Genomic DNA, 23,150 nt, shown 5'->3' with positions numbered 1-23,150 from the left:
TTGACTTAGCATAGGGAATTTTGTATAGTTAGTCAAGAAACTTTTATTTAGGATGGAAATCTCAAGAGAGTATCACCTCTCCCAATTGACATGGAGGTGATCGGTATGGAAGAATTAGGGTTGTTATCCCCTGAAGAACGATGGTTTTTATCACCGAAGGAAAAAAAAGAAATAGTACAGGCCAGGAAGGCGTGTATGAAACTTAAAAACCTTGCCAGATCGAGGAATATCTATGCTTTAATGTTGTATCGAAGGGCTTTGAATCGGTACGGCAAAATACTCAAACGGGTAAGGGTTTTAAGAGATTAAGGCCTATACGAGGAGGGTCTTATGCAAGAGCAGCGTAGATATACCCGGCTTAGTTCTATTCATTTAGGTACTTACCGACACTATGCCGATGATAGGACCATAGACAGTGACGGAAATGTAATTCGAACTCTGGACTTGGGGAAGGGAGGAGCCCTATTGGAACTCAGAGAAAAATTCGAGCCCAATAGTATATTGGATCTGGATATGCTGCTAGGGGAAGCCAGGATTAGATGTAAGGCAAGAATAACCAATGTGCGGGCCAAGGGCAAGGTTTTCATGACAGGCGTGGAATTTATAGAAATGAGCGAGGAAGATCGAGAAATTCTCCAAAGTTATCTGACTTGGGAGTACTTTGTTTAGAAGTCAGAAATCAGGAGCCAGAAGTAAAAAGCTAAGAATAATTCTGGCTTCTGACCTTTGACTCGTTTTATGTCTTCCCGAATTAAAGTACTTCCAGAAAAAGTTGCCAATCAAATTGCGGCAGGGGAGGTGATCGAACGTCCGGCATCGGTGGTCAAAGAATTAGTGGAAAATGCCCTGGATGCCAGGACTTCCCGTGTAATTATCGAAGTTCGAGGTAGTGGTCAAGGTTATATTCGTGTAACCGATACCGGTTACGGTATGAATCCAGAAGAAGCAATATTGGCCTTTGAGCGCCACGCTACCAGTAAAGTTGCTTCTTTAGAAGATCTTTTTCGTATCCAAACCTTCGGATTTAGAGGAGAAGCCCTGCCGAGTATTGCCTCCGTTTCAAAGGTTAGCCTGACCTCAAAAATGAACGAAATGCTTACCGGGGTTCGGGTGGAAGTCCAGGGTGGCAAGATCCTTAAGGTCGAAGAAGTTGCAGCCAACCCGGGGACTTCGGTGGAAGTTCGAGATCTTTTCTATAACACCCCGGCCCGTTTAAAGTTCTTAAAAAGTACCATGACGGAGTTGAGCCATATCAGCGACGTCGTGATTGATGAAGCCTTAGCCCATCCAGAGATAAGCTTTACCCTGATTCATAATGCTCGGGAAACCATCCAGGCAGCCGGAGGGGTTCAACCTTTGGAACGGATTGCTAGCATCTTTGGAAGATCCTTTGCCAGGGAACTGGTAGAGGTTCATCAAGAAGCCTATCGACTGGTTTTAACCGGATTCCTGGGCCTTCCCTCCTTTCATCGGGCTAATAAAAACTATCAGAAAATTTTTGTAAACCGAAGACCAATCCGGGATCGAGTTCTTTCCCACGCTATCCAGGAAGCTTATGAAACCTTAATACCCAAAGGGCGCTATCCTGTGGCAATTTTATTTCTTCAAATCCCCCCAGAGTGGGTGGATGTCAATGTGCATCCTGCTAAGGTGGAAGTTCGATTCTTAGACCCAAAGGGCGTCCACGATTTTATCGTGGATGCCATTCGTAACACCCTCCGAAACTCTTTAAAAATCTCTACCTTACCGTCTTTCCCCGGAGAATTTCCCTCCTCCCATCGACTCCACGCCGAAGATTCAGTTCAACAGGCAATCTCAAATACTTCCTGGCCTGCCATTTTGAGTTCTGAAGACTGGTCTTCGATTCCAGAGAGAGAAGATAAAAGCAAGGAGTGGCAAAGTGAAGATAGGGAAATCTGTCCTGCACTCATCCAATCCTATGACTCGGAATCTCCTCGCCGGGTTTTTTCTACCCTTCATCCCATCGGGCAGTTCCATGAAACGTACATCCTGGCCCAGACTTCAGACGAGTTGATTTTGATAGACCAGCACGCAGCCCACGAACGGGTTCTCTATGAAGAATTTAAAAAAAAGCTGAAAACCTCTAAGATAGATATCCAACCCTTACTTTTTCCGGTCACTCTAGAATTTTCTTACCGGGAGAGTCATCTTCTGTTGGAACATCTGGGATTTTTAAGTAAATACGGTCTAGAATTGGAACCCTTTGGGGGAAGTACGTATATCTTAAAAGCGGTTCCTGCACTGCTAATGAAAGCTAATTATCCCAAACTTTTGGCCGATGTGGTGGATCAGTTAGCAGACCCAGAAAGAGCTCCAGACCCTGAGAAAAAAATGGACCAGATCCTTACGGTGATGGCCTGCCATGCGGCAGTTCGGGCCAATGATCCTCTTAACCTGGATCAAATAACTGCTCTGCTCCGCCAGATGGATCAGGTAGAGCTTCCCTATACCTGTCCCCATGGTCGTCCTACAACATTTAAAATCAGTGTATATGAACTGGAAAAAAAGTTCCGCAGGACGTGACGAAAGGAAGTGGCTCTAAGTCGACGGTCGTAAATAACTTTGGGATTTCTACCATCCTTTTCGTGGAAAGGTAGGAGCGGATTTGAAGCCCATCCTACCGGATCATCCAAAAATTGATTACAAAAGGCTATGATCGGTTACTTAGAAGAAACCATGAAACGCTTAAATTTTTTCATATTCTCCTTTCTTTTCCTTGTTATAGTACCCCGTTCTGAGGCGCAGGTTTCACTCCAACCGGCCTTCCCCAACCTTTCCTTTAACAATCCTCTGGATTTACAACACCCAGGAGATGGAACCGATCGAATATTTGTTGTGACCCAGTCTGGTGTTATTTACGTCTTCAATAACTCCCCCTCGGTCACTTCGGCAAAAGTTTTTTTAGACATCAGCGCCCGGGTCATCAGTGGAGGTGAATTGGGATTACTGGGACTGGCCTTTCATCCCAATTACAAAAACAACGGCTACTTTTATGTGAATTATACCGCACCGAATCCACTTCGTTCTGTAATTGCACGATACATGGTCAGTTCTACGGACCCGGATTCTGCTGATAAAAACAGCGAGGTTGTTTTGCTTGAAGTTCTTCAACCCTACCCTAATCATAACGGGGGCCAGCTTGCTTTTGGACCGGATGGTTATTTGTATATTGGTCTGGGGGACGGCGGTTCTGCCGGGGATCCTCAAAATAACGCCCAAAATAGATCGGTTTTACTGGGTAAACTCCTGCGGATCGATGTAAATAAGACTTCAGGTGGTAATAACTATGCCATCCCCCCTGATAATCCTTTTGTGGGGAACACCTCGGGTTATAAAGAGGAGATTTATGCTTATGGACTACGAAATCCTTGGAGATTTAGTTTCGATCCTGTTACAAAATGGCTATGGGCAGGAGATGTAGGTCAGAATTTATGGGAAGAGATTGATCTTATAGAAAAGGGAAAGAATTATGGTTGGCGAATTATGGAAGGAAATCACTGTTATGATCCTCCTTCCGGTTGTGACACTTCTGGTCTTACCCTTCCCATATGGGAATATGGCCATGATAGCAACGGAGGTGATTCGGTTACCGGAGGGTATGTTTACCGGGGAACGGGGGTTCCTGAGCTTTATGGAAAATATGTTTATGGGGATTATATTTCTGGAAGAATCTGGACGTTGAGTTATGACGGAGTTAATCCGCCCGTGAACACGTTGTTATTGAACAGCGGGCTGAATATTGCTTCCTTTGGAGTGGATAAACGGAACGAGTTATATGTTTGTGCTTTCGATGGGAAAATCTATAAGTTTGTTTCGATCACTCCGCCCCCCCTCCCAACGCCTACCCCCACTCCAAGTTCTGTAAATTGGGGAATTTTTGGAGATACCCCGGTCCCTAAAGATTACGACGGGGATAATCAAGCCGATATAGCTGTATGGCGACCGAGTAATGGCATCTGGTACATTTTACCAAGTAAAAATAACCCACCGACGGCTCCTATTGTCCAATCCTGGGGTTTGCAGGGAGATCAACCCGTCCCGGGTGATTACGATGGGGACGGTCATGCAGACCTGGCTGTTTTTCGACCTTCCCGTAGAACCTGGCTTATTCAAAAATCTCGGGATGGCGTCTTCATACAAAAATTTGGAAATTCCCTGGATGTCCCGGTTCCGAAGGACTACGATGGGGATAAAATCACGGATCTGGCCGTCTTTAGACCCCTTCGAGGGGAATGGGTGATTCAACCTTCCGGTAATCCAGGGTATTCAGCACAAAACAGTTCCAGAAGGGTTCGATGGGGGCTTCCGGGAGATATTCCGGTCCCTGCAGATTTTGATGGAGATGGGAAGGCCGATATAGCCGTATGGCGGCCTGCAGAGGGAAACTGGTATCTCCTCTTCTCAGGAGGTGGTTTCCACGTAATCTCCTGGGGTTTTTCTCAAGATGTACCGGTCCCTGCAGATTTTGATGGAGATGGGAAGGCCGATATAGCCGTATGGCGGCCTGCAGAGGGAAACTGGTATCTCCTCTTTTCAAGTGGCGGTTCCCGTGTGATAAAATGGGGCCAGGAGGGCGATACCCCGGTTCCGGCAGATTTTGATGGAGATGGAAAGGCGGATATTGCGGTCTGGCAAAATAGAAGTGGCCTGTGGCTTATTGCCCCCCCTTAAGTCGTATTTTCAGCTTGACATCCTCCTTATTTTCCTACACGATAAACTTAAGATCAAAGATAACCTCCACGGAGTTTTAATATAGCTTCTAAGGGTCTTAAATGTCTATGGAAAAACCAGAATGGGTATTTAATCTCTACAAAGACTATATTATTAAAGCACTTAAGTATAAACTGGGAGATCCTCCCAGTGAGGAGGCTGTACAGGAGGAGTTTGAGAGGATTTTTAAAGATTCTTCGGCGAAGTTGCTGGTACAAGAACCCTGGATGTCTACGGTTCGGTTCAAAACCCTGGCATTTTACCGTGGGGAAGAAATGGAGCCACTTTTGAAAAATCCCCTGGAATTTATCCGGGAAAATTTCGGAGGGGGAAAGTTTAAGGTTAATTTTTATCATGGAACGACCTTCGTCGCTACCCATAATTTTAAACCTCAGGCCCCTCCCAAATGGAAAGAAATGCCGGAACTGGAGCTTGATCTTTAGATAATAACTTCTAGAAGCCCGTTTTCATGGACCGGTTATAAACCTATTGGACGTAAGAAAGCGGGTTTCTCAACTCGATTCTTAAGATGAGGATTAAACTACCAAAGCAATGGGTTATACCCCGGATAGATCAAGGAAAGCTGGAATTCTTTTCCAAAGAGCTTCGGATTTCTTCGATCTTAGCCTCTATCCTTTTGAATCGAGGCCTGGAAACTCTGGAGGCCGCCAGTGATTTTTTAGAGCCTTCTTTAACCAACCTTCATAACCCCTTTCTTATGAAAGATATGGATAAAGCGGTCACCTGTCTCCAACGCGCCCTTCAAGATAAATCGCTCATCATGATCCATGGGGATTATGACGTAGACGGGATTACGGGTACTGCTTTACTGGTACGGGTTTTCCGGGAACTCTATGCAAATTATTCTTACTATATTCCCCAACGTCTCAAAGAAGGATACGGCTTGAGCTGTGAGACCATCCAAAAGGCTAAACAACAAGGAGTCAAAGTGATTATTACGGTAGATTGTGGTATTTCTGCTTGTAAGGAAGTTGAACTGGCCAATGAGTTGGGAATTCAGGTTCTGATTACGGATCATCATCAGGCCCCTCCGGTCCTTCCAAAAGCCACGGCCATCTTAAATCCAAGGCAAAAAGAATGTTTGTATCCCTTTAAATCCCTGGCCGGTGTAGGGATTGCTTATAAACTTTCCGTTGCCCTGATGTCCTCCTTAGGAATTCCTCCTTCGGAAGAAATTCCACCTTACAACTGTTTGGATCTGGTGGCGTTGGGAACTATCGCCGATGTAGCCCCTCTGCTGGGTGAGAATCGAATCCTGGTTAAATACGGTTTAAAGCAGATAAGCCGGAGTAAAAAACCCGGTGTCATAGAACTCAAGCGGGTTGCCGGACTCGAAGAAGAAGAGATTCAGTCCAGGCATATAGGATACAGTCTGGCCCCCCGGATCAATGCCATCGGACGATTGGGAAATGCTTCAGAGGCTGTCGAGCTGTTAACGACCGATAATTATCGCCTGGCCTTCGAGATAGCTGGTCATCTGGATCGGGCGAATAGAGAACGGCAGGAAGTTGAGCAGAACGTGTTGGACGAAGCCTTCGCTAAAATTGAGACGGAACATCATCTGGATCAGGGAAATATTTTAGTCCTTTCCTCTCCCAATTGGCATCCGGGAGTCATTGGAATAGCCGCTTCTAAAATCGTGGAAGTATACTATCGCCCAACCGTTTTAATTGCAGAATTCAATGGAATAGGCAGAGGATCTGCCCGAAGTATCCCTTCTTTTTCCATTTTTGAGGCGCTCCGGGAATGTGCTTGTTTGTTAAAAAATTTTGGCGGTCATATGACCGCTGCAGGTTTGACCATTGAAACCTCGGCGATTAGTTCCTTTCGAGACCAGATTAATAAAATTGGAGCCGGAAAACTCTCCCGAGAAGATCTGATTCCTCAAATCAAAATAGATGCCGAGGTTGATTTAGATTGCATAACACTCCAGCTTATTAAGGAGTTAGAAAAGTGTGCTCCGTTTGGATTAGGGAATCCAGAACCTGTTTTTGTAGCCCGTGGTCTGCAGATTATGCGATCTCCTTGCATTGTCGGAGAAAATCATTTGAAGATGAAAGTGCGGCAGTCTATAACCCAGACTCCAGCCGAGGCCATCGGTTTTGGAATGAAAAGTTTACTGGAAAAAGTTTTTCCTTCTTTGCCTCGGATAGATGTGGTATTTAGTCCTCAAATCAACAACCGGAATGGGAAGCCCCGTATCCAGCTTCGCCTCAAGGATATTAAATTCTAAGTTTTCCGTTACTGGCTGTTTTTTGTGTCGGGGAATAAACTCCTACAACGCTGGACAAAAAAACAACCGGCAACGGACAACCAACACAATAAACCAATGACAAAAATCATTGATCTTCGCAGTGATACCGTTACTAAACCGACTCCCGCCATGCGTCAGGCCATGCTCGAGGCCGAAGTGGGAGATGACGTGTTTGGAGAAGACCCTTCCGTAAATGTCTTACAGCAGAAAGTAGCTAACCTGTTAGGTAAAGAAGCAGCACTCTTTGTGGCTTCCGGGACCATGGGAAATCAGCTTTGTATCAAAACCCATACTGAACCTGGAACCGAGGTGATTATTGAGGCGGGTGCTCATCCCTTCAACTTCGAAGCCGGGAGCTCCGCTGCCCTGGCCGGCATTCAATTCTATACGATCAAAGGGGATCGGGGAGTTATGGAGGCTGCACAGATTGAAGAAGCCATCCGTCCGACTACAGACCATCACTTTGCGCCCACCCGGTTAATCTGCATCGAAAATACCCATAACCGGGGTGGTGGCAAAATTTATCCCCTGGAGAAGATCATCGAAATTCGAAAGGTAGCCGATCGGTATGGAATTGCCATGCACCTGGATGGGGCTCGCTTGATGAATGCCTGTGTGGCCACCGGGATCAAACCCATAGAATATGCTCAGTATTTTGATTCGGTCTCCATCTGCTTATCTAAAGGATTAGGGGCTCCCGTTGGATCGGTTATAGCAGGTTCTGCCAAATTCATCGATAAAGCCCACTGGTATAGAAAAATGTACGGTGGGGGCATGCGCCAGGCCGGCATCCTGGCTGCTGCAGGACTCTATGCCCTGGAACATCATGTGGATCGTCTGGCCGAAGACCATGAAAATGCTAAAATCCTGGCCCGGGGTCTGAGTACCATCAAAGGAATCCGCTTAGATCCTGATTCTGTCGAAACCAACATTGTCATCTTCGACGTAGCCGAGACTGGTAAAACCAGTCGCGAAGTGGCCAGTAAGCTTAAAGAACATGGGGTTTTGTTTACCTTCTTTGGAAAGTCCTTCTTGCGAGGAGTTACCCACCTGGATGTAACCCGGAAGGATATAGAAGAGGCCGTGGAGATCGTGAAAAAGGTACTGGAAAGCTAACTCCGGCTATCCTTCTATAAGGGCTGTTTAATTATCACCTGAAATGCAAAGGGATATAAGATGGGATAGTGAAGGGGGTATGCTACTCAACCTTCATGCCTTTGTTCCTTTAAGTGTAGCCAATGGACCGGGAAAGAGGGCCGTTATCTGGACCCAATTTTGTAGTTTAGGATGTCCGGGTTGTTTTAATCCAGAAACACATTCTGCTATCGGGGGAAAGTGGACATCCGTTGTGGAGTTATTTCAACGCATTGTGGCACTTAAAGATCAGATTGAGGGGATTACCATCAGCGGTGGCGAACCTCTTCAGCAACGGGTTGCAATTACAGAATTGCTACGGCGGGTTAAGACCGAGACTTCCCTTTCCGTGATTCTCTTTACAGGCTTTACCTGGGAAGAAATTAAAAAAATGAAAGATCGGATACCTGGGCAAGTAGGATCCGGAGCGCAGAGGAGAGTAGGGGAGGGGCCGGAAGTCCTTTCCTATATTGATGTTCTCCTCGCAGGTCGTTATGAGGCTTCCCAACGCCTTGCCCGTGATTTAAGGGGTTCGGCCAATAAAACCATCCATTTTCTTACAAACCGATATACCATGGTCGATATCCAGTCTGTACCCCACGCTGAGGTTATCATTACCCCTGAGGGGAATATGGTAATGAGTGGAATTGATCCCTTATTTTGACCGGTCGGGAATGGAGTTTTTCTATGATTCTGAATAATCGTATTGCTTTAGTGGTGGGGGGTGGAAATGGTCTGGGCCGGGCCATTGCCAAAGTTTATGCCCGGGAGGGGGCCGTTGTTATCGTAGCCGATCTGGATTATGACGCAGCCGTCGAAACCCTCACACAAATTAATCAGAGTCACAAAGGGATGGCTTATCAGATAGACATTTCAGATGCTGAAGCGTGTCAGCGACTGATCCAGACCGTGGTAGACCGATGGAGTCGATTAGATATCTTGGTTAATTGTGCCGCCATTTCCCTGGTTGATCCTATCCTGGAAGTAACCCCCGAACGCTGGGATAGAGTATTTGCCGTGAATGCAAGGGGTGCTTTCTTCTGCATGCAAGCCGCTGCCCGGGTCATGATTTCCCAAAAGTTTGGACGAATCATCAACATTACAAGTCCTGCTTCCAAATCAGGTTTTCCTTTTTTTACCTCTTATTGTGCAAGTAAAGCGGCGGTCGATAGCATGACGCGATGCGCTGCAGTGGCCTGGGCCCCCTATGGGGTTACCGTCAACACCATAGCTCCGGGCCGAATGACCGGTGGTATGGTAGACGCCATAGAAAAAGAAATGATGAAGTTAACCGGTAAAACGGAAGAACAGCTCAAAGCCGAGCGTACCAGGGATCTTCCGATGGGACGGCGGGTAACTCCAGAAGAGGTAGCTGAAGCGGCTGTATGGCTGGCTTCAGATGCCGCAGCCTACGTAACGGCAGAACGGTTTAACTTTTCAGGGGGGATGGAACTTTCTTGAGGTACTTGGAGAAACAGATTCACCCCCTTATCTACCTAAAAGAGGTAGAACCGGTTTCCTGCCGAAGTCTGCTGTAAACGATTCAGTTTCTTCCCCGTTCGTCCTTTGATAAACCTGTCCTGAGTTCTATCCAGAGACTCAGGACAGGTTCTCAGAACTTTGTAAAGACGCCATGTCTGGTATCTCTATTACATTAGGTAACTTAATGCCGCTGTTCCACAGGGTAGCCGTTCCTTTCAGGCAACATCCTTGAACTTCCTGGGAGGAGAGTTCTTGAAAGCTTAAAAAGAGGTCTGGAAACTAACTTTTACTTTTCAGCATGGTCACAAACTCATCAACAGGAATAGCAGGCAAACTTATAATGTGGACGGTACCCCGTGAACCCAGTTCCACGGAGATACGATAGATGGTTTTATTATCTGGAGCTTCCACAATATTAACAAAATCATAGGGACCTAACACCGCGTATTGGCTGATCACTTTGGCCCCCATAGCTTCGAGTTCTTTATTAACCTCCTGGATGCGCTCCGGGTGTTTCTTGACGGTCTCTCTCCCCTCATCGGTGAGAGTACTTAATAAAATATATGTTGCCATATTCTTTACTCCTTTTTTCAAAATAAATTTTCATGAAGCAAGTTACGGATGCCTGAGAGGTTTTGCTAAAGGGGCTTTCTGAGCTTCTATTTTATTCTCTATTGAAATCTGACATGGGAACCGGAACCTAGGGGAGTATTTTTCTATTTTCTCTCAAGCAGTAAGCCCCAGGGTAAACGTCCCTTCTGGAATTCTGTCGACTCCGAGAACCTCTTTTCCTCCTACCTTCAACATTTCTTCAAAGAAAAGCTTAATATTTCGAATGGTTTCTTCATTCCAGTTGGTCATTACACGTGCCCGCCATCGGTCTCGCAGGGCATGAACCACTTCCGGGGTCTCTTCAGGGAGCATTTTCTCTCGGAGTTCTTCCCAGATGTCATCGTTTTGCTTCATATAATCTACTGCATCTGCAAAGGCACGGGCATAGGCTCGAATGGTCTGGGGTTGACGCTGGACAAACTCATCACGGAAAGTAAAGATCGAGAAGGGGATCATCTTCTGGACGCCCAGATAAGGGAGGAGGTCGATCATATCCACTACCTGACGGAACTTGCCCGATACTGTCAGATGGGGGATCAATTGCCAGAACTGAAGTCCGGCTTCGACATCTCCGGTTTCCAATCGGTAGGTGAGTTTGCTTTTTGATAAAGCTTCCACCACCGTAGCTTCCCTTTGAGGATCGAATCCATATCTTTTAAGACAGGCCGCACGGGTTATAATCCAGTTTTTATCTACCTTTCGGACCACACCAATTCGTTTCCCCGGCAAGTCTTCCAGGCTTTGAATGGAAGAATCCTGACGGGCGACGAGTCCTCCAATGGTTCTTCCATACGGAACTCCTGCCGTGATGGGAATTCCATGGGCACGTTCCCGGGCTACAGAAATCCAATCGATGCTGATAATATCGGTGGAACCTTCCTGAAGAGCGACTTCTACCGATTCCAAAGAGCGTTGAACCTCATCTTTTACGTAACGGATATCCAGCAGAAAACCATGCTTGGCGTCTAACTCAAGTTTTTTGATTACATACATGACCAACCGGCAGCTCCCCGTGGTCTCAAAGGCTCCTCTCATAACACCATTCGGTCTTTGCGTCTCGGACATAATTACTTAAAACCCCAAAGGCCCAAAGAACACTTTGAGGAATTCCACAACCCCAGGAGGCAACGACATAGAGAGAAGGGAATTAAATCTTGCGATCCCTTATATCTCTGCGTCTCCGGGGTCTCCATATTGATCCTCTCTATACTCTTTGTGTCTTTAGGATTAAATAAAATAATTTTATGTTTTGGGTTTAAAACTTAATACCAGGTCTGAGCCAATTTTCTGAACCTCTACACTGCCCAGCCAACCCTTATCTTGATTTGGATAATCCTCCCGGTAATGGGGTCCTCGACTCTCTTTACGGTAAAGGGCAGATGCGGTAATGGCTTCAGCAACCAGACACATCCCACAGGTAATTTTATACTGCAGCCAGTCTGCTAAATCATCGATTCTACAATCTTCCAGAGCCTTTCTACAAGCCTGAATGTCTGCCCTTGCCTTTTGTAAGGAGGTTTCTGAGCGGATAAAGGAGACGTTTTCCCACATACTTCGTCGGAGATGTTGACTGACTTCTTCTACGGATAAGGTTCCCGACCTCTTTACAAAGCCATTTTCTAAGTGACCCTGTAAATCTGGAATTTCTCTGCGTTTCTGAGCGTGCCAGGCAGCCGCCCGACCGGTAATGGCACCTGAGACAAGGGTATGGGCTACGGAGTTTCCACCAAACCGTTTTGCTCCATGTACACCCCCGGCGGCTTCACCGACGGCAAAGAGCCCTGAAATGTTACTTTCCCCCTGTCGGGTGATTTTAACACCCCCTGCAAACATGTTGGCGCGCACTCCAAAAATTAAATAATCCTTTTGAGGATCTACCCCTTGATTTTTTAATGCGGTAAACAAAGCCGGATATCGGGTTTCCCAAATATCTAGGGGAATTGGCGTTGCATCGAGATACACACCTCCTTGAACCCCGCGGCCTTCCTTGACTTCCAGGTATACGAGTCGGGGCATTTCTTCCCGGAAAGAGTTTTCTTCTCCTTTGGGATTATGGTTCAAGATGAATCTCTCTCCGTTAGCATTCCGTAGAACTGCTCCATAGGTAAAAAGATCGGGAGGTAGGTTGGTGGGCATGTCAGGGAAGAGCAGGCGGCAGGGGTTAAACTCCACAAATTCCATATCCCGCAGTATAACTCCGGCTTCTAGGGCGAGGCTATAGGAATCTCCAGTAATATCCGGACTGTTGCTGGTAAAAGCATACAATTGACCGGCCCCCCCACTGGCCAGAACCACCGCCTTGGCTGCAAAAACATACGTTTCTCCAATTTGAGTATCTACCCCTACCGCTCCGGTTATTTCTCCATCTTCGACGATCAACTGTAGGATTGTAATCCCATCCATGACCTGAACCCCTATTTGATCGGCATATTTTCTCAGAGGTTGTGTTAACGCAGCTCCTCGAACCCGAAACTCGTATCCCGTATAATCCGGTTCCACAGCACTGGGGTTTGGTGCATCATCCGGCCTTCCCATGAGGAAACCCCCTTTCTTTTTGTGAATCTTAACACCCATTTGTTCAATGGCCAGAACTTCTTCCCCTGCCCGATTAACAAGATCTTCTACCAGGGTTGGATCGTTAAGAAATTTACCGACAAACAGCGTATCTTGAAAATGCAGGCGAAAGGCTTCCTCAGGGTCTGTGGGAAGAGTGGCAATCATGGAACAGCCTGAATACATGGTACTTCCACTGCGTCCGGCTTCTCCTTTACTGGCCAGGACAACCTTGTTTGCGAGTTTTTTTGCCTCAATGGCCGTGCGAAGACCTGCTCCTCCACCACCTATGACGAGGACATCGCAGGGTATAGTCTGATTCATGGATACAGAAGAGTTTTAACTCCAAAGAGCCTGAAGGATATGCCTCTCCCAGTACACAGGGGGGTTTGGGGTGGGGCATATCCTTCAGGCTCTTTGGGATTATGTTTTATTGGAAATGGGGCATGACTTCCCGGGCAAATCGTTCCATGGATTTTACACATCTTTGGTGGTCTACGGTGATAAAGTTTAAAGTGCAGAGCAGGTAACGAAGGTCGATTTTCTCTTGAAGTTCTTTAAGTCTGTTAACACAGTAGGCCGGGTCTCCGAAGATACAAATATTATCGGCTAAGAAATCGAAATCCAGGCCTTTCTCTCCGTATTTACGGATAAGAAATTGTTTCAAGTCCGGGGCTTTTTCATCGATGAAGGTCATAAAGGGTTTTTCCATCTCATCCCGGGCCTGGTTCGTAGTATCGGCTACATAGATAAAACGATTTACCAGCAAATGAACTCCAGATCGATCGTGTCCGGCTTCATCAAACGCCTTCCAATAGAGTTGCTGATTATATTGCATTTCTTGGATTCTCTGTGCCCCGTTGATAAAAATGGGATACTTTCGTTGGGCAGCAAACTGAATAGATTCTGGGGTATTCGCCACCATAAATACGGGTGGATGCGGTTTCTGAAAAGGTTTGGGAAAGACGGTTACTTCGGGTATTTGATAGTATTTACCCTGGTAAGAAACCTTGGGTTGAGTCCAAGCCTGGAAAATAATATCCAAAGCCTCCTTAAAGCGGTCTCGGGTTTCTTCGAGGGGAGCCTGGAAAACTTGATGGAAGAGTTCATCCAGGCCAGCCCGTGTAACCCCAAAGTTAAAACGTCCCTGGCTTAAAATATCCACCGTAGCCACGTCTTCAGCCACATGAAGAGGGTGATGAAAAGGTAGAATTCGTGCAGCAAGTCCAATCCGAATCCTTTTGGTTCTGGCTGCCAGAAAACCCGCAATAGTTAAAGGAGATGGCCAAAGAAGAGGGCTATGCTGGAAATAGCGCTCGGCCAGCCATACGGCGTCAAATCCCAGCTCCTCCGCATATTCCATTTGATCTAAAATATCCAAATAGGTTCCACATTGCGTGCCCATAATGAAGATCCCGAATTTCATATCACTCCCTCCGTGTTTAGTAAGGTTAAATTTTTTCTTTAGATTCCAGGAGATCTTTCAGAATAGCCAGCTCCTTTTTAACATTTCCAACCAGAACCTCAAACAGCCCAGGGGGAGCCCCTGTCGGTTCAAATTGGGTAAAAATATAAATCACGCCATCTCCAGATCTGATAATCCGAGATGGGGAGCAGCCATAATTACCTCCCGTACCGAAATAAAAATCGATAACTCCAAACTCCTTATTCTGTTTAACAAATAAATCTCGCTCACCACGAGGTGTTTGTACCTTATAAAGGTCACCTACCTTTTGAGGGGGAGCCTGCGCAAAATCCACCGTCCAGAGGTGAAGATTCTCCGGATTGGCAATAAAATCCCAAACTTTATCAAACGGGGCATCTATATAAGTACTCAGCGTTTCTGATCGCGGCATAACTTTGTCCGTGAAGGGTTGTCCGTTGTAGCCCCACCCCTACCCTCCCCGCCTGTGAGGGTAGGGGTGGGGCTACAACGGACAACAGATTATTAACTAAGGACAACGGAAGAGTTAATAACCTGTCCAAGGGTTGCCATATTTTTTAAGCTGGCTTCATGTAAAGCCGGATTAAATCCGGCCATACAATCCTCCAGGAGGTAGAGGGTATAATCTCTTAAATGGGCATCTCGTACCGTTGATTCTACGGCTCCATTTGTCCCAACCCCTGCTATAAGCAGGGAAGTAATATTGAGTTTTTTCAATAAAAACTCCAAACGCGTATTATAGAAGGCACTGAAAGCTACTTTTTCGATTTTATAATCAGGTGGTGGAAGTTCTTCAATGATTTCAAACCCGGGAGTTCCGAGTCGGAAACCCTCTTTAGCCAGAAAAGGTCTCACTTTAAGAATCTGGGGGGACAAAAGAGGCTGGCCTTCTAAATCCGTTAAAATAAGATATTGAGAAGCAATAACCGGAATTTTTCCCCTTTTACAAACTTTAACTACCTCTTGTAAAGGGGGTATAATTTTTCGAATTTCGTTTACCGGGACCCCATTTCGGGCATATGCCCCATCCACTCCACAAAAATCCCTCTGTAAATCTATCATGAGAAGCGCAGCGTTCTTTAATGATGAGAGCATCAATAACCAGAGGACCAGAGTATGGAAACCCGGAGCCGGAGATCTTTTCCTCCCCTGGCTCCGAATCTCTACATCTGTAAGCCCCCTCTTTAGCCGGTATGATTTACCTTAACTATTTACTTTTTAAAATGGGGCATGACGTATTTCGCAAACATCTCCATGGACTTGAGGCTCTGCTTGAGATCGATGGTGAAATAATTAAAGGTACAGAGCAGGTATTTTAAATCGATTTCTTTCTGGAGTCGCTGGATTTGTTGGATGCAGTAATCAGGATCTCCAAATATACAGGCTTCCTTGAACAAGTTATCGAATGTTAAATCTTTTTCTTCCCGGAAGAAATATTCTTTAATATCTGACGTGGTGCCCCGGCTCAAGAAGGCCATGAAGGGTTCTTCCATTTCTGCTTTGGCCTTTGCCATGGTTTCCGCCACATAGATAAAGCGGTTAACAGGGAGTTCTATTCGATCCCGGCTGTGGCCTGCGGCTTCCAGCTCTTTCCAGTAAAACTCTTGGGTTTTCTTCACTTCTGGAATCATTTGAGCCGCCGCAATGAAAATAGGGAAACCTTTTCTGGCGGCCAGGCTTAGGCTTTCCGGACCCTTTCCGACCACAAACACCGGGGGGTGAGGACGCTGAATGGGCTTGGGGAGAATGGTTACTTCTGGAATTTTATAATACTTACCTTGATAGGAAATACGTTGCTGAGTCCAGGCCTGAAGAATAATATCCAGGCTTTCTTCAAACCTTCCCCGGGTCTCTTCCTGAGGTACTCCAAATCCTCGTTGGTAGAGCTCGTTTTCTCCCACTCTGGCAACTCCAAAATCCAGTCTTCCCCCGCTGATTACATCGACTGTAGCCGCATCCTCAGCGATATGAATGGGATGGTCCAGCGGTAAAATACGGCTCCCAATTCCAATGCGGAGCCGACTTGTTTTTGCAGCAATATAAGCCCCAATGATCAAAGGGGATGGCCAAAGATTACGCCCGGCAACGGTATTGAAGTGCCGTTCCCTTAACCAGACCGTATCAAATCCTAATTCTTCACCATATATAGCCTGCTCCAATAGCTCTGCATAATCCGCCGAAGCGGTTCCGGTTACGAAAAATCCAAATTTCATTTTAGTTAAGAGGCCAGAGACGGGGGCTTAAGGCTCAGGCATCCTAAGCCTCAAACCTTAAGTCTCAAGCTAAAAGAGAGGTCTTGCTCTGTCTGGGAAGTCTCGGTTCCTGACTTCGATTTTCATCTTTTTAACTTCTTCTACAAACTCGGCCAGGTCTTGTGCGGCCCGATCCAGAATCATTCTGCCTTTTTCAGCACTGGCCTTGGAAACTCCCTGATCAACCCGAGAAACCGGTTCGACAAATTCAAAATCGTCCATGCCCAAGAAGATATTTTCAGAGCCTTTGAAGTTCACAGCCATACCGGTTCCAGCTCGTTTTGTAAATGCAGACCCCATCCATTCTGGTGCATGAATCCGGTACGATCGGTTCATATGTTCCTCATGAAGACCTTTATCACCCATCAGCGCAAGAATCATGGAAGCTTCAAAATCACTGGCCAATCGATCCGGGGTAGACCCAAGTATTTGTTGGACATTGGGGGTTTCTCGCCCACCGTAAAAGGCTACAAAAGCCCCTGTATGAAATCGAAGCGAAAAAAGCACTTCTTCGGCGTTGGTTACGTTGAAGCTGTGGAAAGATACAAAAATGAGCTTATTAAATCCATGAAAAATAAGGCTTCGACCGATATCCATGAGAACCCGTCGATAGGTCTCGGCAGAGAGCGTGATCGTTCCAGCCCCCTCACCTACTTTTCCCATATGGTGGGGAGCATACCCGAATGGCATAAGAGGGGTATACAATACGTCCGCTTTTCGGGCAGCCCGTTCCACTATGGCAAAACTCACAAGCCCATCGGTTCCCAAAGGAGTATAAGGATTGCCATGTCGCTCACAACTTCCAATGGGAATCAGCACGGTATCACAACCCTGGGCCATCTTTTTTTGGATTTCTCCTGAACCTAATTCCTGGATATTTAAAATCTCTTCGTTTCGTTCCTTTTGACTCATAAGCCTTAATCACTCCTCAACAATGATCCTTCATCTCTTTAACCCTGGATGAGGGATCATTGATCCGGTCCCGTTATCCCTCCTTTAAGGTTATCCTCACTGTAAAGACAGGGGAAACCTGTCATCCGATTCTTCGGTTATCCGACGTGATAAAGCAGGCATACCCTGAGGTATAATATCCGGAAAATTTCCCTTTAATTCAAAAATTTCTTCTTTTAAAATTTTACCCGACTTTACGTCTACCATTTGGGCAGATACGATGGAAATAAGTGTACTGATCTTGACAATCTTACCTACAAGCGCGCGATCTGCCTTCAGAATCCTTCCAGCTTCTAAAATACATTCATAACTCCCACACCCAGATCCCTTTGCCTTCAGGGATTCAAGGACCTGATTGACTTGGGTTGGATCTATCAAAGCATAATGGACCTTCTTATTTATTTCTGCCCGTAACCGATCGCTCGCTCTTTTCACAACCTCTTGATCTTCAGGAGCACTTGCGTTAGCCAGGCTAAGATCTAGCTTAAGATCCCATACGGCTATCTTAAGCTGGGGTTGCTCCTGGGCAAAAACCAATTGAGAAATCATTACTGCAAAAAAGATAAGAATTACAATTCTTTTTATCTTCATAATAGTCCTTTAGAGTAAAGGTTTCACCTTATCTATGGGCAAATTTTGTCTAGTGTATAAGCCTAATTTCCCATCCATTCCTTTTAGGAACTGAAACTCCAGCCTCTCGTATCCCTCTTGTGAGGCAAAGGGTTATCTGTTCCATGGGTATAAATCTTCTATCAGCTTCTTTCATAGGCAATAACTATACCATCTAAGCAAATTTTATGGGGGAGGATATGTAAGATATTTAAAGTTAAAGACTTGCAGGAAAGGCAGGTTACTTAAAAATTTTTAAATGGGGCATATAACCTGGTTGAAATAAACCATTGGTTGATTTCAACCGATTTTGATACCATGTTTTTGTACCCGGTATCGGAGAGCCTCTCGACCGATTCCTAATTTACGGGCTGCTTCTGTCACATTACCCCGGGTAATTTCCAGGGCTTTCTCGATAAGTTGCCGCTCAACGTCTTCCAGATTGATACCGGTACTGGGAAATTCAATCTGAAGTTGATTATCCGGTGTGGTATGGAAGATGGGATACTGATTTTCTAAACCTAGATTAGCCGGCGAAAGGGTAGGATGATCACTCATCAAAACCGCTCTTTCAATGACATGGGCCAACTCCCTTACATTACCTGGCCAGGAATACTGCTTCATGGCTTGAATAGCCGCCTCACTAAAAGACTTGGGCGGGCTGTTGTATTTACGAATAAACTCTTTCAGGAAATGCTCCGCAAGGAGGAGGATATCCTCTCCCCGCTCCCGTAAAGGAGGAAGCTGGATCGTAATAACTTTTAGTCGATAAAAAAGATCTTCTCTAAACTTCCCTTCTTGAACGGCTTTCTCCAGATCTCGATTCGTCGCGGCAATAATCCTGACATTCACCCGGCGATCTCGAACACTTCCGAGTCGACGAACCTGTTTCTGCTCGATGACCTTCAGCAATTTGGCTTGAGCTTGCAGATTGAGTTCTCCGACTTCATTCAAGAAAATGGAACCTCCATTTGCGGCCTCAAATAATCCTTGCTTGGAAGTTCGTGCATCTGTAAAAGCCCCCTTTTCATAACCAAAAAGCTCCGATTCAATGAGACTGTCGGGGAGAGCCGTACAGTTTATCTCAACAAAAGGCTGGTCGGCAAACGGACTTTTTGCATGGATGACCCGGGCAACCAGATCTTTACCGGTTCCGGTTTCTCCAGAAAGTAAAACCGTTGGAAGATCTGCACTGGAATTGGGATCAAATCGAGAAATTCGTTCGATAAAGGTTTTAATCTGCTGAATAGCCGGACATTCCCCCAGGATTTTTAGCTGACTGAACTGCTCGGCTTCTTTCTGTTGATAGTACGAAAGCTTATGTTTAAGTTGATCCCGCTCCAGAGCTCTGTCGATAATAAGAATCAACTCATCCTTATCTAGAGGTTTTTGCAGATAGTCATACGCACCCGATTTCATGGCCTCCACAGCCGTTTCGACGGTACTATGGGCAGTAATAATAATAACCAGAATATCCGGATCGATCGCTTTGATCTGGTGTAGGGCTTCTAGTCCGGTCATACCGGGTAATTTCATATCCAGGAGAACTAAATCAGGTCTTTTCTCTCCGATCAGCTTTAGTCCTTCTTCGGCCGTTTCGGCCAGTAAGCATTCATGACCAATCTTCATCAGCGATCGGGCAATAGATTTTGCCAGGATGGTCTCATCCTCAATAATAACGATCCGTGCCATTTTTAAATTAAAATCAAAAGGCAAAAAGCAAACATAAACCAACCACCCAAAGGCAAAAATTAAGGAAAAAATTCCTTTATTTTTTTACCCCCACTTTTTGCCTTTTAATTTTAATTATTTAATTATTCTCTCTTTTAAGAGGTAATTTAATTTCAGCTACAGTACCGTGACCTTGCTCACTTGAAAACGTCAGTGTACCTTGATGGTACGCAATGATTTTATGGGCCATAGCTAGACCTAAGCCGGTTCCATAACTCTTGGTGGTAAAATACGGTGTACCGATTTTAGCCAATACTTCCGGTGGCATCCCTTTACCTTCATCTGCAACCTGAATATGGATCCATTCCGTCCCTGAATTTTCTTGAAGAATTCGAGATTTTATGGTAATCCTTCCTTTAGAGGAAGAGGCCTCGATGGCATTCAGAATAAGTGCCGTGATAACCTGTTCCAGGTAATTGGCATCTACCCATGCCTCAAGCACAGAAGGTTGAAGATCCAATTCCAGGGATAGGTCTTGATCTAAAACCTTGGGTTTAAGTACCGAAACGCTGTTCTGGATAAGCTGATGAAGATCACATTTAACAAGGTTCAGTTTAAGAGGACGAATATAAGAGAGCAGATGCTGAACCCAGTTTCCCAATTTATCCGTGGCCGAGACAATATCCTCCAATGCTTCTTTAACCCCTTTGTAGTCTTGTTCTTTAAGGTCATCCAAGCTGACTTGAGCCGCATATCGTATGCCTGCTAAAGGATTGCGAATATTATGGGCTACATAGGAAGTCAATTCTCCGATGGCTGCTAAACGCTCTGACTGGATGAGTCGGTTCTGAATTTCATGTAAAGAATAGGCCATTTTATTTATCGACTGGGCCAGTCTTCCAAGTTCATCTCGGGATTGAATATCGATTCGGTGATCTAAATTGCCTGTACTGATGATCTCTGTGGATCGACTGATTTGAGCAATGGGTAAGACCAGCCAGCGATGGGTGCTCAAGATAAAAACGATCACCTGTGCCAGGACCAGGCCAAAAACTAAAATAACCAGGATCTTGGCCAGACTTTCCACAGAAGCAGCGTGTTGGACCAGGCGATTGGCTTCCTTCTCATAATATTTTTTGAGAAGATCAACCAAGCGTTCTTGCTCCTTGAAGGTCCATCTTTCCAACCGATACTCAAAAGCCCACTTACTGACATCGGTCGTCTTATCAAACTGCATGAGCATGGTATGAATCCAATCTGCAATTTGTTGGTGAGTTCGCTGGAGATCCTGGGCGTAGGTGCGTTCCTCGTCGGTTTTTACATTTCTATCAAGTTCTTTAAACTGTTCTTTAATCTCCTCCTCCAATCGGCTAAATTCTGCTTCAATGGTCTGGGAATCCTCCCCATCCATGAAAGCAAACAGAGTATCTTTGATTTGTCGATAGATATTACTCCGGAGCTTCTCGGTTCGAAGGCCTTGATGATAAGCATGGGTAAGCTCATTGGCCGTATGATTCCAGTTCTCTATAGCCCAGATAGCTACCCCTCCGACGAATAGGGTGGAGAGAAACATAATTAAATAGGTGATCTGAAATTTAGTTCGGACGTTCATAAAACGGACCTTTCAGGGGTTCCAAAACCTGGAAAGGTTCCTTCCATCTTCTATCTTTAATCGGGCTAGGAAAGGAATCATCAGGTTCAAAGGTTTATTTGAAAAATTCAATATCCCTTTATTCACCAAAATAGACCCTGCGGAAATTTCTGAGCCAGCCATCTATCAATCCCAAGGGTACGACCGGCGCGGGTAAATAAGAAAACCAGCATACAGGTAACCAATAAAACGTGAAAGCCCATTTGTCCTGGGCTCATCCAGTGAGTTGCCAGACCATAGACAATGCTCAAGAATAAACCCACAAAAGCACAAAAAACGGTTAAAAGACCTAAAGTTAGCCCTAAACCAACCCCGGTTTCACCATAAGCCGTTAAGAAAGCAAAAAGCTTTGCCTGGGGAATGGCCGTATGTTCCAGGAAACTTTTATACCACTCTATGGGATTCTCACTGGCATATCTTTGTAAAAGCTTGGGAAGTCGATTAATATAATCCTCTGAAACAATGGGGAGGGGTAAACTTAATTTCGTAAAGGCCGATTTAAGAAACCAGATTCCGGTTACAATTCGAATAACAGCCAATCCATAATCAGGATGATATGGCGTTGATTTCAAGGGATATTGTAAGTTCATAAATAGTAGAACTGCGGGCTGTAGGCAATAAAGAATAGAAAGTAAAGGCGATCGGCGGACCCCTTTACCCATCTATTTTTATCCACATCCACGACTCACGGTTCCTTACCTTTCTTTCTTATTTATTTCGGAATTTCTGCAATGATAATCCCCCAGGGAAGTTCCCCCACCGGAATCATGGTTAAGACTTTGTTGGAAGCCGTATCTATAACCGCTACCGAATTGGCTCGACCTACGGTCACATAAAGCTTCTTCCCATCCGGAGTCAGCCCAGTCCACCAGGCCCTTCCCCCTTGAACCGGAATCGAAGTTACCTCTTTAAGTGTTGTCCCATCCAAAACCTTAACCTCATCGGATTTACCGTGGGCAATGTAGATTCTCTTCCCATCGGGAGAAACAGAGATTCCCACCGGTCTTTCCCCCAATTTAACCTTTTCCAGGACTTGATTCTTTTCGGTATCTAGAACATAAAGATCTCCCGAGCGTTCGTTGGATACATAGGCCCTTTTTCCATCTGGAGAAAAAGCCACTCCCCGTGGATTTTGTCCCACGGGAATTTTTGCAATAACCCTGTGCTCTTGGGTAGAGATTACATAGACATCGTTGGAGCTTTCGTGAGGGACATAGGCTTTCGTTCCGTCGGGGCTGATCACCACGGTTTCTGGCTCCAGACCCACGGGAATGTCGGCCAACTGTTTATGGTCGGGTAATCCTAAAACTCTGGTAAATCCACCATTTTCACTGACAATATAAAGTTGCTTACCGTCAGGGGTAATGTTCAAACCTTCCGGGTCCTCAGGACCTGGAATGGTCTCTATGACCTTATTCGTAACCGGATCGATAAGGGTTATATCATTGGATTTACCGTTAGATACATAGATTTTGGTTTTATCCGGTGTAATAGCAATTCCACGAGGTCTATCCCCGGCCGGTATCTTGGTAATGACTTTATCGGTCGTTATATCAATCACATGGACATCATTGGATTTTTCATTGGTAACATAGGCCCGAAGCCGGGTTTGTGCAAAACCCATGTCTGACACTACAGAAATGATAAGAAGAGCACTGATTAACGAGTAGATAAATCTGAATGGATATTTCATCTTCCCTCCCTTGGTTGGCGTGTTAATAACCCAGGTTCAATGAATGATTTGACGGTTCCAGTTATCAACTTATTCTTTTATTTACATCTTAT

The 23,150-nt window shown here is 45.5% G+C and carries 22 protein-coding genes; 9 read left to right on the top strand and 13 right to left on the bottom strand.

Going from position 1 to position 23,150, the window contains the following annotated elements; translation table 11 throughout:
* The first annotated feature begins 105 nt into the window (after positions 1-105).
* The 9 genes from VNM22_17370 to VNM22_17330 all read left to right on the top strand — a co-directional run bounded on the left by VNM22_17370 (position 106) and on the right by VNM22_17330 (position 9,601).
* Positions 106-309, top strand: coding sequence for a hypothetical protein (locus tag VNM22_17370; GenBank protein ID HWP48929.1), 204 nt, complete (start codon positions 106-108; stop codon positions 307-309).
* Between the two features lie 21 nt (positions 310-330).
* Entirely contained in the window at positions 331-669 is a 339-nt protein-coding gene (locus VNM22_17365) for a PilZ domain-containing protein (protein ID HWP48928.1), read from the top strand.
* 69 nt (positions 670-738) lie between these two features.
* The gene (mutL, locus tag VNM22_17360; protein ID HWP48927.1) at positions 739-2,544 is read left to right on the top strand and encodes a DNA mismatch repair endonuclease MutL; all 1,806 of its coding nucleotides are present in this window, start codon (positions 739-741) and stop codon (positions 2,542-2,544) included.
* A gap of 129 nt (positions 2,545-2,673) precedes the next feature.
* Positions 2,674-4,692, top strand: a complete 2,019-nt coding sequence (locus tag VNM22_17355) for a PQQ-dependent sugar dehydrogenase (protein ID HWP48926.1) — start codon at positions 2,674-2,676, stop codon at positions 4,690-4,692.
* A 107-nt stretch (positions 4,693-4,799) separates the two neighbouring features.
* The gene (locus VNM22_17350) at positions 4,800-5,174 is read left to right on the top strand and encodes a hypothetical protein (GenBank protein HWP48925.1); all 375 of its coding nucleotides are present in this window, start codon (positions 4,800-4,802) and stop codon (positions 5,172-5,174) included.
* An 86-nt stretch (positions 5,175-5,260) separates the two neighbouring features.
* Positions 5,261-6,985, top strand: coding sequence for a single-stranded-DNA-specific exonuclease RecJ (gene recJ / locus VNM22_17345; protein HWP48924.1), 1,725 nt, complete (start codon positions 5,261-5,263; stop codon positions 6,983-6,985).
* A 96-nt stretch (positions 6,986-7,081) separates the two neighbouring features.
* Complete coding sequence (ltaE, locus tag VNM22_17340; GenBank protein HWP48923.1) at positions 7,082-8,122, top strand: low-specificity L-threonine aldolase; 1,041 nt, start codon at positions 7,082-7,084, stop codon at positions 8,120-8,122.
* Positions 8,123-8,201: 79 nt separating this feature from the next.
* On the top strand, positions 8,202-8,804 hold the full coding sequence (locus tag VNM22_17335; protein HWP48922.1) for a 4Fe-4S single cluster domain-containing protein: 603 nt from the start codon (positions 8,202-8,204) through the stop codon (positions 8,802-8,804).
* Positions 8,805-8,827: 23 nt separating this feature from the next.
* Entirely contained in the window at positions 8,828-9,601 is a 774-nt protein-coding gene (locus VNM22_17330) for an SDR family oxidoreductase (protein HWP48921.1), read from the top strand.
* A 300-nt stretch (positions 9,602-9,901) separates the two neighbouring features.
* Here VNM22_17330 and VNM22_17325 read toward each other — a convergent pair whose 3' ends face one another.
* From VNM22_17325 to VNM22_17265, 13 genes are all read right to left on the bottom strand, one after another.
* Positions 9,902-10,195 carry a GYD domain-containing protein gene (locus VNM22_17325; GenBank protein ID HWP48920.1) on the bottom strand — a complete coding sequence of 98 codons (294 nt, stop codon included), beginning with the start codon at positions 10,193-10,195 and terminating at the stop codon, positions 9,902-9,904.
* Positions 10,196-10,348: 153 nt separating this feature from the next.
* On the bottom strand, positions 10,349-11,299 hold the full coding sequence (locus VNM22_17320) for an ABC transporter substrate-binding protein (protein HWP48919.1): 951 nt from the start codon (positions 11,297-11,299) through the stop codon (positions 10,349-10,351).
* A gap of 177 nt (positions 11,300-11,476) precedes the next feature.
* A complete protein-coding gene (locus tag VNM22_17315; GenBank protein HWP48918.1) occupies positions 11,477-13,111 on the bottom strand; it encodes an FAD-dependent oxidoreductase in 1,635 nt (544 codons plus the stop codon).
* A gap of 106 nt (positions 13,112-13,217) precedes the next feature.
* Positions 13,218-14,213 carry an LLM class flavin-dependent oxidoreductase gene (locus tag VNM22_17310; GenBank protein HWP48917.1) on the bottom strand — a complete coding sequence of 332 codons (996 nt, stop codon included), beginning with the start codon at positions 14,211-14,213 and terminating at the stop codon, positions 13,218-13,220.
* A 25-nt stretch (positions 14,214-14,238) separates the two neighbouring features.
* Complete coding sequence (locus tag VNM22_17305; GenBank protein HWP48916.1) at positions 14,239-14,643, bottom strand: hypothetical protein; 405 nt, start codon at positions 14,641-14,643, stop codon at positions 14,239-14,241.
* Positions 14,644-14,735: 92 nt separating this feature from the next.
* The gene (locus VNM22_17300) at positions 14,736-15,293 is read right to left on the bottom strand and encodes an isochorismatase family cysteine hydrolase (protein ID HWP48915.1); all 558 of its coding nucleotides are present in this window, start codon (positions 15,291-15,293) and stop codon (positions 14,736-14,738) included.
* A 149-nt stretch (positions 15,294-15,442) separates the two neighbouring features.
* Entirely contained in the window at positions 15,443-16,444 is a 1,002-nt protein-coding gene (locus VNM22_17295) for an LLM class flavin-dependent oxidoreductase (protein HWP48914.1), read from the bottom strand.
* Positions 16,445-16,513: 69 nt separating this feature from the next.
* Complete coding sequence (locus VNM22_17290; protein HWP48913.1) at positions 16,514-17,395, bottom strand: creatininase family protein; 882 nt, start codon at positions 17,393-17,395, stop codon at positions 16,514-16,516.
* Positions 17,396-17,491: 96 nt separating this feature from the next.
* Positions 17,492-18,025 (bottom strand): DUF2380 domain-containing protein, encoded by a 534-nt coding sequence (locus tag VNM22_17285; protein HWP48912.1) that lies wholly within the window; start codon positions 18,023-18,025, stop codon positions 17,492-17,494.
* Between the two features lie 318 nt (positions 18,026-18,343).
* Entirely contained in the window at positions 18,344-19,735 is a 1,392-nt protein-coding gene (locus tag VNM22_17280; protein HWP48911.1) for a sigma-54 dependent transcriptional regulator, read from the bottom strand.
* Between the two features lie 118 nt (positions 19,736-19,853).
* Positions 19,854-21,326 (bottom strand): ATP-binding protein, encoded by a 1,473-nt coding sequence (locus VNM22_17275; protein HWP48910.1) that lies wholly within the window; start codon positions 21,324-21,326, stop codon positions 19,854-19,856.
* A gap of 122 nt (positions 21,327-21,448) precedes the next feature.
* Positions 21,449-21,955, bottom strand: coding sequence for a TQO small subunit DoxD (locus VNM22_17270; protein HWP48909.1), 507 nt, complete (start codon positions 21,953-21,955; stop codon positions 21,449-21,451).
* 122 nt (positions 21,956-22,077) lie between these two features.
* Positions 22,078-23,058, bottom strand: coding sequence for a beta-propeller fold lactonase family protein (locus VNM22_17265; protein HWP48908.1), 981 nt, complete (start codon positions 23,056-23,058; stop codon positions 22,078-22,080).
* Positions 23,059-23,150: the final 92 nt, after the last annotated feature.

The sequence above is a fragment of the Candidatus Limnocylindrales bacterium genome (assembly GCA_035559535.1).
In the GTDB taxonomy this organism is placed as follows: Bacteria; Moduliflexota; Moduliflexia; order Moduliflexales; family JAUQPW01; genus JAUQPW01.
The sequence above is the reverse complement of the archived record's forward strand: the minus strand, read 5'-3'. Positions and strand labels throughout refer to the sequence as shown.

Bases quoted from the DNA above. Each gene is read 5' to 3' on its own strand.
- VNM22_17295 (HWP48914.1), bottom strand. From the start codon at position 16,444: ATGAAATTTGGATTTTTCGTAACCGGAACCGCTTCGGCGGATTATGCA.
- VNM22_17285 (HWP48912.1), bottom strand. From the start codon at position 18,025: ATGAAGATAAAAAGAATTGTAATTCTTATCTTTTTTGCAGTAATGATT.
- VNM22_17350 (HWP48925.1), top strand. From the start codon at position 4,800: ATGGAAAAACCAGAATGGGTATTTAATCTCTACAAAGACTATATTATT.
- VNM22_17325 (HWP48920.1), bottom strand. From the start codon at position 10,195: ATGGCAACATATATTTTATTAAGTACTCTCACCGATGAGGGGAGAGAG.
- VNM22_17310 (HWP48917.1), bottom strand. From the start codon at position 14,213: ATGAAATTCGGGATCTTCATTATGGGCACGCAATGTGGAACCTATTTG.
- VNM22_17335 (HWP48922.1), top strand. From the start codon at position 8,202: ATGCTACTCAACCTTCATGCCTTTGTTCCTTTAAGTGTAGCCAATGGA.
- VNM22_17320 (HWP48919.1), bottom strand. From the start codon at position 11,299: ATGTCCGAGACGCAAAGACCGAATGGTGTTATGAGAGGAGCCTTTGAG.
- ltaE (HWP48923.1), top strand. From the start codon at position 7,082: ATGACAAAAATCATTGATCTTCGCAGTGATACCGTTACTAAACCGACT.
- mutL (HWP48927.1), top strand. From the start codon at position 739: ATGTCTTCCCGAATTAAAGTACTTCCAGAAAAAGTTGCCAATCAAATT.
- VNM22_17330 (HWP48921.1), top strand. From the start codon at position 8,828: ATGATTCTGAATAATCGTATTGCTTTAGTGGTGGGGGGTGGAAATGGT.
- VNM22_17305 (HWP48916.1), bottom strand. From the start codon at position 14,643: ATGCCGCGATCAGAAACGCTGAGTACTTATATAGATGCCCCGTTTGAT.
- VNM22_17300 (HWP48915.1), bottom strand. From the start codon at position 15,293: ATGATAGATTTACAGAGGGATTTTTGTGGAGTGGATGGGGCATATGCC.
- VNM22_17280 (HWP48911.1), bottom strand. From the start codon at position 19,735: ATGGCACGGATCGTTATTATTGAGGATGAGACCATCCTGGCAAAATCT.
- VNM22_17365 (HWP48928.1), top strand. From the start codon at position 331: ATGCAAGAGCAGCGTAGATATACCCGGCTTAGTTCTATTCATTTAGGT.
- VNM22_17270 (HWP48909.1), bottom strand. From the start codon at position 21,955: ATGAACTTACAATATCCCTTGAAATCAACGCCATATCATCCTGATTAT.
- VNM22_17265 (HWP48908.1), bottom strand. From the start codon at position 23,058: ATGAAATATCCATTCAGATTTATCTACTCGTTAATCAGTGCTCTTCTT.
- VNM22_17290 (HWP48913.1), bottom strand. From the start codon at position 17,395: ATGAGTCAAAAGGAACGAAACGAAGAGATTTTAAATATCCAGGAATTA.
- VNM22_17315 (HWP48918.1), bottom strand. From the start codon at position 13,111: ATGAATCAGACTATACCCTGCGATGTCCTCGTCATAGGTGGTGGAGGA.
- VNM22_17370 (HWP48929.1), top strand. From the start codon at position 106: ATGGAAGAATTAGGGTTGTTATCCCCTGAAGAACGATGGTTTTTATCA.
- VNM22_17355 (HWP48926.1), top strand. From the start codon at position 2,674: ATGATCGGTTACTTAGAAGAAACCATGAAACGCTTAAATTTTTTCATA.
- VNM22_17275 (HWP48910.1), bottom strand. From the start codon at position 21,326: ATGAACGTCCGAACTAAATTTCAGATCACCTATTTAATTATGTTTCTC.
- recJ (HWP48924.1), top strand. From the start codon at position 5,261: ATGAGGATTAAACTACCAAAGCAATGGGTTATACCCCGGATAGATCAA.